Source organism: Streptomyces sp. SM10, assembly GCF_002910915.1.
GTDB lineage: Bacteria > Actinomycetota > Actinomycetes > Streptomycetales > Streptomycetaceae > Streptomyces.
Map to the genome: position 1 here is coordinate 80,334 of NZ_NEUF01000039.1, position 10,884 is coordinate 91,217.

Sequence of the window (10,884 nt, forward strand, 5' to 3'; positions counted from 1 at the left end):
CTTGATCGTGGAATGAGACACCCCGCGAGGCCGTTAGCATGGACATCCGCACCGATCAAGGCCATTTGGGGAAGGTGTCATGACTGCAAACGTCGACGGAGTGCCCGAGAAGTTCGCGACGCTCGGGCTGACCTACGACGACGTGCTGCTGCTGCCGGGCGCGTCCGAGGTCCTGCCCAACGCGGTCGACACCTCGACTCTCATCTCGCGGAACGTGCGGGTGAACATCCCCCTGCTGTCGGCCGCCATGGACAAGGTGACCGAGGCCCGCATGGCCATCGCCATGGCCCGTCAGGGCGGCGTCGGCGTGCTGCACCGCAATCTGTCGATCGAGGACCAGGTCAACCAGGTCGACCTGGTGAAGCGGTCCGAGTCGGGGATGGTCAGCGACCCGATCACCGTGCACCCCGACGCCACGCTCGGCGAGGCGGACGCGCTCTGCGCGAAGTTCCGCATCAGCGGAGTGCCGGTCACCGACCCCGCGGGGAAGCTCCTCGGCATCGTGACCAACCGTGACATGGCCTTCGAGTCGGACCGCGCCCGCCAGGTGCGCGAGGTCATGACGCCGATGCCGCTGGTCACGGGCAAGGTCGGCATCTCCGGCGTGGACGCCATGGAGCTGCTGCGCCGCCACAAGATCGAGAAGCTGCCGCTGGTCGACGACGCCGGCATCCTCAAGGGCCTCATCACGGTCAAGGACTTCAAGAAGGCCGAGCAGTACCCGAACGCCGCCAAGGACGCCGAAGGCCGTCTGCTGGTCGGCGCGGCCGTCGGTGCCAGCCCCGAGGCGCTGGACCGCGCGCAGGCGCTCGCCTCCGCGGGGGTCGACTTCCTGATCGTCGACACCTCGCACGGACACAACAGCAACGCCCTCGGCTGGATGGCGAAGATCAAGTCGAGTGTCGGCGTGGACGTCATCGGCGGCAACGTCGCCACCCGCGACGGTGCCCAGGCGCTGGTCGACGCGGGTGTCGACGGGGTGAAGGTCGGCGTCGGCCCGGGGTCGATCTGCACCACCCGTGTGGTCGCCGGTATCGGGGTCCCGCAGGTCACCGCGATTTACGAGGCCGCGCTCGCCGCACGTGCCGCGGGTGTTCCCGTGATCGGCGACGGCGGTCTCCAGTACTCCGGAGACATCGGCAAGGCGCTCGCCGCCGGGGCGGACAGCGTGATGCTGGGCAGCCTCCTCGCGGGTTGCGAGGAGTCCCCGGGCGAGCTGATGTTCATCAACGGCAAGCAGTTCAAGTCTTACCGCGGCATGGGCTCGCTGGGCGCCATGCAGTCCCGTGGCCAGGGGCGGTCGTACTCCAAGGACCGTTACTTCCAGGCCGAGGTCTCCTCGGACGACAAGCTCGTCCCCGAGGGCATCGAGGGGCAGGTGCCCTACCGCGGCCCGCTGGCCAACGTCCTCCACCAGCTGGTCGGCGGCCTCCGCCAGACCATGGGCTACGTCGGCGCCGCTTCCGTCGACGAGATGGAGAGCAAGGGACGGTTCGTCCGGATCACCTCGGCGGGTCTCAAGGAGAGCCACCCGCACGACATCCAGATGACGGTCGAAGCACCGAACTACAGCAGGAAGTAAGGCATCAGCGCAGGTGAGGGGCGGACCGGGTTCCCCGGACCGCCCCTCACGCGTGCGTCGGGGATACTGGTCAGCGCAGACGTAGAGGGAAAGGCCACACCATCGTGACTGAGATCGAGATCGGGCGCGGCAAGCGCGGCCGCAGGGCATACGCGTTCGACGACATCGCTGTCGTACCGAGCCGGCGTACCCGTGACCCGAAGGAGGTCTCGATCGCCTGGCAGATCGATGCCTACCGCTTCGAGCTGCCCTTCCTGGCCGCGCCGATGGACTCGGTGGTCTCTCCGCAGACCGCCATCCGCATCGGTGAGCTGGGCGGCCTCGGCGTCCTCAACCTCGAGGGGCTGTGGACGCGGCACGCCGACCCGCAGGCGCTCCTCGACGAGATCGCCGAGATGCCCCTCGAGGACGCCACCCCGCGGCTCCAGGAGATCTACTCCGCCCCCATCCAGGAGGAGCTGATCGGGCAGCGCATCAAGGAGGTGCGCGACTCCGGTGTCGTCACCGCCGCCGCGCTGTCGCCGCAGCGCACCGCGCAGTTCTCCAAGGCCGTCGTCGACGCGGGCGTGGACATCTTCGTCATCCGCGGTACGACGGTCTCCGCCGAGCACGTCTCCGGCGCGGCCGAGCCGCTCAACCTGAAGCAGTTCATCTACGAGCTGGACGTCCCGGTCATCGTCGGCGGCTGCGCCACGTACACCGCGGCCCTGCACCTGATGCGCACCGGCGCGGCGGGTGTCCTCGTCGGCTTCGGCGGTGGCGCCGCGCACACCACGCGCAACGTCTTCGGCATCCAGGTCCCGATGGCGACCGCCGTCGCCGACGTGGCCGGTGCACGCCGCGACTACATGGACGAGTCCGGCGGCCGGTACGTGCACGTCATCGCCGACGGGGGCGTCGGCTGGTCCGGCGACCTGCCCAAGGCCATCGCCTGCGGCGCGGACGCCGTGATGATGGGCTCGCCGCTCGCCCGCGCGACGGACGCGCCCGGCCGTGGCCGGCACTGGGGCATGGAGGCCGTCCACGAGGACGTGCCGCGCGGCAAGCTGGTCGACCTCGGCTCCGTCGGGACGACCGAGGAGGTCCTGACCGGACCCTCGCACAGCCCCGACGGCTCGATGAACATCTTCGGCGCGCTGCGCCGCGCGATGGCCACCACGGGCTACAGCGACCTCAAGGAGTTCCAGCGCGTCGAGGTGACGGTGGCGGACTCGCAGCACCGCCGCTGATCCGACGTCGCACAAGGGGGCCCGACCGCGCCTGCGGTCCGGGCCCCCTTGTGCGACGTCCTGCTGCTGAGCCGACGGCCTTAGCCGGCGGCCTTCTTGGCGGCCGAGAAGGCGGCTGCCGCGGCGATCGCGAAGAAGAGGATGCTGATCACGTTGGTGTCGGCCTTCCAGGCCTCGTTCAGCACGCTGAAGTGCTCGAAGAACACCTCGGAGACCGTGACCGGGGCGACCTTGGTGGCGATGATCGCCTCGCCGAGCAGCTGACCCCCGTAGACGCCGATCAGGGCGAGAACCGCACCGATGACCGGCAGCACGGGGTTGCGGCCACCGACCTTGCCTGCTGCGAAACCGACGAGGAAGCCGACACCGACCGCCGCGTAACCGATCTGGTGCTCGGTGGCGCCGATGATCCCGCCGTAGACGCCGGCAGCGACAAGGGTGGCGACGACGGCGGCGAGCAGGCCGAGGCCCATGGTGTCGCGCGCCGGCGGGGCGGGCGAGAACGGGGCACCGCCACCGAACTGGCCGGGCTGCTGGCCCGCGAACGGGTTGCCGCCCGTCTGCGCGCCCGGGTGCGGCGCGTAGGGGGCGCCGGCCGGGGGCTGCTGCGCCGCGTAGGGGTTGCCGTCGGTCGGCTGACCGCCGCCGTAGGGCTGCTGCGGTGGGTTCGGCGGCTGCACGGGCTGGCTCATACGGGTTCCCCCCTGGGAAGCGGTGCGCACGAATGTGCGAGAAGTGACGCCGCAGGCTAGCAGCCCGTGCCGACACCGCCCACCGGAATCCCTGCGGCCCCGCCCCGGTGCAGGTCAGAGGCGATGGGCGGCCCCTGCCGGAGTGGCTCCCCGGGTGTCCAGGAGGAGCTGGGCCTTCACCGCGAGCCCCTGGAGGTCGTACGTGCGGTGATGCTGGAGCAGCACCGTCAGATCGGCCCCGGCGGCGGCCTCGTAGAGCGAATCGGCGCGCGGCACGGGCTGGTCGCGCACCCGCCAGTCCAGGACGAGCGGGTCGTGGTAGCCGATCTGCGCACCCATGTCCATCAGCCGGGACGCGATCTCGCGGGCGGGCGAGGCCTCCTGGTCGGCGAGGTCCGGCTTGTAGGTGACGCCGAGCAGCAGGACCCGGGCGCCGCGGACGGACTTCCCGTGCTCGTTCAGCAGGGTCGCGCAGCGCTGGATCACATAGCTCGGCATCCGGTCGTTGATCTCCTTGGCCAGCGAGACCATGCGCAACGGGTGGCCGGGCGTGCGGCTGTTGTACGGGAAGTACCCGGGATCCACCGGGGCGCCGTGGCCGCCGACGCCGGGGCCGGGGCGGAACGCCTCGAAGCCGAACGGCTTGGTCTCGGCACACCTGATGACGTCCCAGAGGTCGACACCGAGGTCGTGGCAGAGCACCGCCATCTCGTTGACCAGGGCGATGTTGACGTGCCGGAAGTTGGTCTCCAGGACCTTCGTCATCTCCGCCTCGCGCGTTCCGCGGGCCCGGACGACCTTGTCGGTGAGCCGCCCGTAGAAGGCGGCGGCCGACTCGGTGCAGGCGGGGGTGAGGCCCCCGATGACCTTCGGTGTGTTGGCGAAGACGTGGGTGCGGTTCCCGGGGTCCAGCCGGCCGGGGGAGTGCGCGAGGTGGAAGTCGCGTCCGGCGCGGAGCCCGGAGCCCTCCTCCAGCAGGGGGCGCACGATGTTCTCGGTGGTGCCGGGAGGCACGGCGGATTCCACGAGAACGGTGGTGTGCGGCCGCAGTCGGGCCGCGAGCGCCCGGGCCGCGTCGGTCACGGCGCGGAGGTCGAGGGTGCGGTCCGGGCCGAGGGGGGTGGGGGCGCAGATCGCGGCGGTGCGGACCCGGCCCAGCTCCGCCGGGTCGGCGGTGGGCCGGAAGCCGCCCGAGACCATCCTGCGGACGTCCGAGGCGCTGAGGGATCCCTCGACCGGAGTACGGCCCGCGGAGAGTTCGGCGAAGGGGCGTGGGTCGGTGTCGTAGCCGACGGTGTGGATTCCCACGCCGACGGCTGCTTGGGCGAGGGGCAGGCCGAGGTGACCGAGTCCGATGACGGCGAGGTCTGCGGGCATGTGGGCCGTCCTTCCCTAAGGCCAAGAGGCAGAACGCGCAACCGCTGTGGACAGCGCAATGTCAGACTAGGCGTAAATATGACCTATATGTCGCATTCTGTGGCTCGTGTGAGGCGGGTGTTGTCCACAGGCGGTGGCTGAAGTCGGTGACCGCGGACAGAATCGAGTGGTGGGCACGGGCGCCCGGCCTTCCGGCCGGTCCCCGCTCCCGTGCCGTACCACCCCGATGCACCGGGACTACCGGGAGGCAGCAGTGAGGACAGCGACACTGGGACCCGCGGAGCGCGCCGAGGCGCTGACCGCGATGGCCGAGCGCGAACTGGACGTGCTGGTCGTGGGGGCGGGCGTGGTCGGCGCCGGGACCGCGCTGGACGCGGTCACCAGAGGACTCTCGACCGGACTGGTCGAGGCGCGCGACTGGGCGTCCGGGACCTCCAGCCGGTCCAGCAAGCTGGTCCACGGCGGGCTGCGCTATCTGGAGATGCTGGACTTCGCCCTCGTACGGGAGGCGCTCAAGGAGCGCGGGCTGCTGCTGGAGCGGCTCGCGCCGCACCTGGTGAAGCCCGTCCCCTTCCTCTACCCGTTGCAGCACAAGGGCTGGGAGCGGCTGTACGCCGGCTCGGGCGTCGCGCTCTACGACGCGATGTCCGTCTCCTCCGGCCACGGCCGCGGGCTGCCCGTGCACCGGCACCTCTCCCGCCGCCACGCCCTGCGGGTCGCCCCCGCCCTGAAGAAGGACGCCCTCGTCGGCGCCCTGCAGTACTACGACGCCCAGATGGACGACGCGCGCTACGTGGCGACCCTGGTGCGCACGGCCGCGGGGTACGGCGCACAGGTGGCGAACCGGGCGCGGGTCACCGGATTCCTGCGGGAGGGCGAGCGCGTCGTCGGCGCGCGCGTGCAGGACGTCGAGGACGGCGGGGAGTACGAGGTCAGGGCCAAGCAGGTGGTCAACGCGACCGGGGTGTGGACGGACGACACCCAGGCCCTGATCGGCGAGCGTGGGCAGTTCCACGTCCGGGCGTCGAAGGGGATCCACCTCGTCGTGCCGAAGGACCGCATCCACTCCTCGACCGGGCTCATCCTGCGGACCGAGAAGTCGGTGCTCTTCGTGATCCCGTGGGGGCGGCACTGGATCATCGGCACGACCGACACCGACTGGGATCTGGACAAGGCGCATCCGGCGGCCTCCAGCGCCGACATCGACTATCTGCTCGAACACGTCAACTCGGTCCTGAACACCCCGCTCGGCAGGGACGACGTCGAGGGTGTCTACGCCGGGCTGAGGCCGTTGCTGGCCGGCGAGTCGGACGCCACGAGCAAGCTCTCGCGCGAGCACACGGTGGCCCACCCGGCTCCCGGGCTCGTCGTGGTGGCGGGCGGCAAGTACACGACGTACCGGGTGATGGCGAAGGACGCCGTCGACGAGGCGGTCCACGCGCTGGACCAGCGGGTGGCGGAGTGCGTCACGGAGGAAGTCCCGCTGTTGGGCGCCGAGGGCTACCGCGCCCTGTGGAACGCCCGCGCCAGGATCGCCGGACGCACCGGGCTGCACGTCGTCCGGGTGGAGCACCTGCTCAACCGCTACGGCTCGATGGCGGAGGAGCTCCTGGACCTCGTGGCGGCCGACGCGTCGCTGGGCGAGCCGCTGGCCGGCGCCGAGGACTACCTCCGGGCCGAAGTCGTCTACGCCGCCTCGCACGAGGGCGCCCGGCACCTCGACGACGTCCTGACGCGGCGCACCCGGATCTCCATCGAGACCTTCGACCGGGGCACCCGGTGCGCGCGCGAGTGCGCGGACCTGATGGCGCCGGTCCTCGGCTGGGACACGGACCAGGTCGAAAGGGAGGTGGAGCACTACCGCAAGCGCGTGGAGGCGGAGCGGGAGTCCCAGCGCCAGCCCGACGACCTGACCGCGGACGCGGCGCGGCTGGGGGCGCCGGACATCGTGCCGCTCTGAGCCCTCCAGGCTCCCTCACGTCCCTCCCGGGGTCATGGAGCCGGTCCTTCCGGGCCTCGGAACGGACAGGAGGGCAGAACTCCGCCTCCAGCAGCTCCGTTTCGAGGCCCGCGCCGGGCGGTGTGTCGGTGGTGACCCGGAAGGTGAGGACGTGTCGGCCGTCCCGGGTCGCGGCGGTGCGGACGTAACTGCCGGTGATGTGACCGTTGTGGCCCCGGACGGTGGTGCCGCGGGAGAGTTCCTGTGGATGGATCCCCATGGCGTACGAACCGGCGGAGGCACCGGTGTCGAGCAGCGTCGGGAGCTGGGCGGGCGGCAGCAGGCGCCCGCCCAGCAACGCCGCGTAGAAGCCGTCGAGATCGGCCGGCGTGAAGACCGGTTCCCCTGCCGCGCCCGCGAACCGCGGAACGGTGGCCGCGCACGAGCCCCGGCAGGTAGGTGTCGACGTCGTCCTCCAGCCGGAGCCCGCCCTCCCGGACGAGTTGGAGGACGGCCGTCGCCACGAACGTCTTGGTGATGCTGCCCGCCCGGAAGTGGTCGTCGGCCCCGATACCGTGGCCCGCGGAGGCGTATCTCTCCTCGCCGCCGGGGACGGCGCGGTGTGCCGGAAGGGCCGCCGCGGGTGCACGGCCCTCGACGACGAGCCGGGGGAGGTAGGACGATGCGGGCGTGGGGTGTGGTTCGCTGGGCAGGCTCGCGGTTTCCGGGGCGAGCAGCACCAGCGGGGCGGCGGGCAGCGCCCTGGATATCGGCATGTCAGGGGGTCCCTTCCTCCGGTCACATCGAGACCGACCCCGACCCGGGACCATGACCGGTCCCGGGGTGAGGGACAATGAACGCTCTGCCAGGGCGGGTTGATCGCAGAGGGGACGCATGTCGGAGGCGGAGCAGTCGCGGGAGCCCCAAGGGGGCAAGGACGGACGTCTCCTCGCGGGGCGGTACCGCCTCGGGGAGGTGCTCGGCCGGGGCGGCATGGGCACGGTCTGGCGTGCTGCCGACGAGACGTTGGGACGCACGGTCGCGGTCAAGGAACTGCGCTTCCCGTCGTCCATCGACGAGGAGGAGAAGCGGCGCCTCATCACGCGAACCCTGCGTGAGGCGAAGGCGATCGCGAGGATCCGCAACACCAGCGCGGTGACCGTCTACGACGTGGTCGAGGAGGACGACCGGCCGTGGATCGTCATGGAGCTGATCGAGGGCAAGTCCCTGGCCGAGGTGATCCGTGAGGACGGGACGCTGGCTCCGAGGCGCGCGGCGGAGGTAGGCCTCGCCATCCTCGACGTGCTGCGCTCGGCGCACCGCGAGGGCATTCTGCACCGCGACGTAAAGCCGTCCAACGTGCTGATCTCGGAGGACGGCCGGGTGGTCCTGACCGACTTCGGGATCGCCCAGGTCGAGGGCGACCCCTCCGTCACCTCGACGGGCATGCTCGTCGGTGCTCCTTCCTACATCTCGCCCGAGCGGGCGCGCGGCCACAAGCCGGGGCCGCCCGCCGACCTGTGGTCGCTCGGCGGGCTGCTCTACGCCAGCGTCGAGGGACGCCCGCCGTACGACAAGGGTTCGGCCATCGCCACGCTGACGGCGGTGATGACCGAGCCGGTCGAGCCCCCGGCCCACGCGGGCCCGCTGGAAGAGGTCATCTACGGCCTGCTGGCGCGGGATCCCGACCAGCGGCTGGACGACGCCGGTGCGCGCGTCCTGCTCGACGCCGTGATCAACGCTCCGGAGGAACCCGCCGTCCCTCCGGCCGAGCGCACGCAGGTCATGGCGCTGCCCACGATCGGTGACGCCGGCAGCGACAGGGGCGGCCGGAGCGTCAGGGGCGGTGGCCGGAAGGCCGCCGGCGCGGCAGCCGCGGCCGCTGCCCCCGCGGACGCCGGGAGGCAGGCCACCGAAAGCCCGGCCCCCGAGGGCGGGGCCCCCGGTTCCGCCTCCGGTCCCGACTCCTCCTCGGCGACGTCCCAGGCAGGCGTGGCGGGGATCGCGGAGGGCACGAAGGAACGGCTGCGCGGCGCACTGCGGTCGGTACGCAACGCCAAGACCTCGGCCGCCGCCCCGGTGGCCACCGCGTCGGCCTCCGGGCCGGCCGGGCGTCCTGGTGCGACCCGCGCCTCGATCACCGACGTCGTGCCGCGCCGCACGCTGGCGGTCATCGCCGGGGTCGTCGTGCTCGCCGTCCTCGGCACGGTCCTGGCGCTCACACTCGGCGACGACGGTTCGGGCAACGAAGGCGGCGGCTCCAAGGGCGGCCCCGCCTCGTCGGCCGGCGCCACCACCGGCGGTGACGCGGAGCAGGCCACCGGAGGCGGCTCGGGCAAGGACGAGGGCGACGCGGAGAAGGACGGCGGCAAGGACGGACAGGGGGAGGACAAGGGTGAGGCGTCGGGCGACACGTCACCCTCGACGGAGCCCGAGGAGCCTTCCCCCGACCCGGACGCGCTGCCTGCCGGGTACAAGAAGGTCACCGACGAGCGGTTCCACTTCTCGATGGCGATGCCCGAGAGCTTCAAGCGCAACGGCATAGCGGGAAGCAATTCCGGCGGCATCTACAACGACGGCGGCGGCTTCCCGCGCGTCCAGATCGACTACAACGCCTCGCCCGGGGACGACGCCGCCGCCGCATGGCGCGGTCTGATGGGAGCGGTCGCCGGAAGCAGCAGCGGGTACAAGCACATCGGCATAAAGAAGGTCGAGTACAACAACTACCCGACCGTCGCCGACTGGGAGTTCACGCGCAACCAGCAGGGCATGCGGGTCAGGGTCCTCAACCGCGGCTTCAAGGTCGACGCCACCCACGGTTACTCGATCATGATCAGCTGCAAGGCGGACGAGTGGGACGGCGACGCCTGCCGCACGCTGCGCGAGACGGCGTTCGCCACGTTCGAGCCCACCGATTGATCCGGCGGGGCGACGGGCTGACCTGCCACGGGTGCACGACGCAGCGGCCGGGTTGAGGCGACCCGGCCGCGCGGTCGCGTCCTGCCACGTATTGTGAGACGCCGAGGACCGTACGCAGCCGGAATCGTGGGTCAATTGCACGGCAAGTGACCGCAATTGATGGATTCATGCGGTCTCCGTGACCGGGGGAACAGCGCGCTCTGGGGAGGCGTCGTGGACGACTACGCGGGTCGGGTGCTTGCCGACCGCTACCGCCTTCCCCTGCCTCCGTCCGATGCGTACGAACTCGCCGAGACACGGGCGTTCGACACGTACAGCGGCCAAGAGGTCCTGGTGCGGCAGGTGCCGCTGCCGGAGGTCGTGGACGCGGAGGTGCTCGACGGCGACGGCGTCCCCTCGGCGAGACGTGCCACCGGCCGTACGGTGCGGCGGTCCACGGACCCCGCGGTCCGGCGGGCGATCGAGGCCGCGCAGGCGGCCGCGCAGGTGCCCGACCATCCGCGCCTGGACCAGGTCTTCGACGTGTTCGCCGAGGCGGGATCGCTCTGGATCGTGAGCGAACGCGTGGCCGCCCGGCCGCTCGCCGCCCTCCTCGCGGAGCGGCCCCTCAACCCCTACCGGGCCGCCGAGATCGGTTCCGACGTGCTCACGGCGCTGCGGGTGCTGCACGCGCACGGCTGGACCCACCGCAACATCACGGTCCGCACGGTGCTGGTCTGCGACGACGGCCGTGTGGTGCTGACCGGACTGGCGGCGGGCGCGGCCGAGGAAGCGCTCTGCGGATACGTTCCGGCACCCCAGCCGGACGAGGGGGACGCCTACGGGCCTCCGGCGGTCGAGACGGGCCCCACCGGCCCGTACGAGCCCCCGGCGGACGAGACGGGCCCCACCGCCCCGTACGAGCTCCCGGCGGTCGAGCCCGCTCCGTACGCGCTCCCGGCGGACGAGTCCGCCCCGTACGAGCTCCCGGCGGTCGAGCCCGCTCCGTACGCGCCCCCGGTGCCGTACGAGCAGGGTCCCGCCGCCCTGCCGGCCTCCGACGCGCCCCCGGAGGCCCTGCCCGCCCCCAGGACGCCCGCCGACGGCGGGCCGGCCGCCGGTTCCCGTGCCGAGATCGAGGTGGCACCGCCCTTCCTGCCCACGGCG

The 10,884-nt window shown here is 71.9% G+C and carries 7 protein-coding genes and 1 pseudogene; 5 read left to right on the forward strand and 3 right to left on the reverse strand.

The genetic code is table 11. The features are described from left to right. Positions 1-79 precede the first annotated feature (79 nt). Together guaB and B9S57_RS04105 are read left to right on the forward strand one after the other, a co-directional pair. A complete protein-coding gene (gene guaB, locus B9S57_RS04100) occupies positions 80-1,582 on the forward strand; it encodes an IMP dehydrogenase (RefSeq protein WP_103514146.1) in 1,503 nt (500 codons plus the stop codon). A 104-nt stretch (positions 1,583-1,686) separates the two neighbouring features. Continuing rightward, positions 1,687-2,811, forward strand: coding sequence for a GuaB3 family IMP dehydrogenase-related protein (locus B9S57_RS04105; protein ID WP_103514147.1), 1,125 nt, complete (start codon positions 1,687-1,689; stop codon positions 2,809-2,811). Between the two features lie 80 nt (positions 2,812-2,891). On the opposite strand, the gene B9S57_RS04110 is transcribed toward B9S57_RS04105, so the two are convergent. After that, on the reverse strand, positions 2,892-3,503 hold the full coding sequence (locus B9S57_RS04110; protein ID WP_103514148.1) for a hypothetical protein: 612 nt from the start codon (positions 3,501-3,503) through the stop codon (positions 2,892-2,894). A 114-nt stretch (positions 3,504-3,617) separates the two neighbouring features. Then, the gene (locus B9S57_RS04115; protein WP_103514149.1) at positions 3,618-4,880 is read right to left on the reverse strand and encodes a nucleotide sugar dehydrogenase; all 1,263 of its coding nucleotides are present in this window, start codon (positions 4,878-4,880) and stop codon (positions 3,618-3,620) included. Between the two features lie 253 nt (positions 4,881-5,133). Here B9S57_RS04115 and B9S57_RS04120 point away from each other — a divergent pair, with 253 nt between their 5' ends. After that, positions 5,134-6,840: a glycerol-3-phosphate dehydrogenase/oxidase gene (locus B9S57_RS04120; protein ID WP_103514150.1), complete on the forward strand. Its 1,707-nt coding sequence runs from the start codon at positions 5,134-5,136 to the stop codon at positions 6,838-6,840. Positions 6,841-6,910: 70 nt separating this feature from the next. Here the strand turns inward: B9S57_RS04120 and B9S57_RS04125 are convergent. Beyond that, positions 6,911-7,595: pseudogene (locus tag B9S57_RS04125) on the reverse strand (serine hydrolase); the annotation flags it as partial. A 118-nt stretch (positions 7,596-7,713) separates the two neighbouring features. Between B9S57_RS04125 and B9S57_RS04130 the strand changes: the two are divergent. Continuing rightward, on the forward strand, positions 7,714-9,738 hold the full coding sequence (locus B9S57_RS04130) for a serine/threonine-protein kinase (protein ID WP_103514151.1): 2,025 nt from the start codon (positions 7,714-7,716) through the stop codon (positions 9,736-9,738). Positions 9,739-9,951: 213 nt separating this feature from the next. Further along, the coding region (locus B9S57_RS04135) for a protein kinase (RefSeq protein WP_258036207.1) at positions 9,952-10,884 on the forward strand (933 nt) is incomplete at its 3' end.